The sequence below is a fragment of the Psychrobacter sp. FME13 genome (assembly GCF_014861395.1).
In the GTDB taxonomy this organism is placed as follows: domain Bacteria; phylum Pseudomonadota; class Gammaproteobacteria; order Pseudomonadales; family Moraxellaceae; genus Psychrobacter.
In genome coordinates, this window is sequence record NZ_RRYV01000326.1 from 1 (window position 1) to 985 (window position 985).

Below are 985 nucleotides of genomic sequence, written 5' to 3' on the forward strand. Positions count from 1 at the left end.
AATTGTTTTATGATATTCATCCAAAACATAACTCTTTTGTAGTGCAGTGACTATATTTGAAACAGCGTAAACAGCAATACTTACGTGTTCTTTCAATAATTCATTTTTAACACCCCTAATTAATACAGCTCTTTTACTAATATAATCGTTTCTGGTTTTACCTTTAGTATCATTTACAGTTGTTACTGTACGACCTTTGGCGAGAATCTTAGCTATTGGTATAGTTTTAGGGGAAATGGTCAACTTCTCAGGAGCTGACGATTCAAACCTCAACGTTTTAAACTTACTTGCGCTCAATGATGAGGTGTTGCCAATCAATTGCTGTAGTTCTAAGTCAAGTTGGATACCATGAGAGTGCATATCTGAGCCACCTTTATATTTCGCAGTGGTCGTATCTGGAAATATGACTAGCCAAGCAGGTAGATAGTCTTTACTTTTTAATTGTTTAGACAGCTTAGCACTTTGCAAGTAAATATTATTAAATTTCGCTATAGAGTCTTTGTACAACTTTTCCCGCGTGTAGACCATCTTTTTACTAAGCTTTTTAGTAACCTCTTCTATAGGATACCTATCAGCATCTCTTGGGTAATCAAACCCATAGCGTCCAGCCATATCTTTTGGCTGTCTAAAATGTACAGTAAACGGTGCGACATCAGATATCGTACATTCAACCGTATAGTCTTTACCGTTTGACGCCCTACCTCCGCTAGTTGGTAAATTATTCGCCATATTTTATGCCCTCAATCTGTAGATGAACATTAAAACCATCAGGAGTACTAGAATAGTAAGTCTCAGTATGACCGTCGTTATCCGTTATCCCTTCAAATTTTTCATCTGTATTTTCATTAGTTATTATGTACGGCGTGTAGCTATAAGGAACTTCATCATCGTTCTTTAGATGAAACCGCAAGCGATACGCCGTCGGAGTAGTCGGCAACCCCGCCAACCCCTGTCCATCCATCCCGCCGCCATCACGACTATGCTT

2 pseudogenes are annotated in these 985 nt (G+C 38.6%); both read right to left on the minus strand.

Annotated elements, in window-relative coordinates:
* A pseudogene (locus EI164_RS16370) lies at positions 1–729 on the minus strand (hypothetical protein); the annotation flags it as partial.
* Positions 719–985, minus strand: a pseudogene (locus EI164_RS16375) (hypothetical protein); the annotation flags it as partial. The pseudogenes EI164_RS16375 and EI164_RS16370, both read right to left, overlap by 11 nt.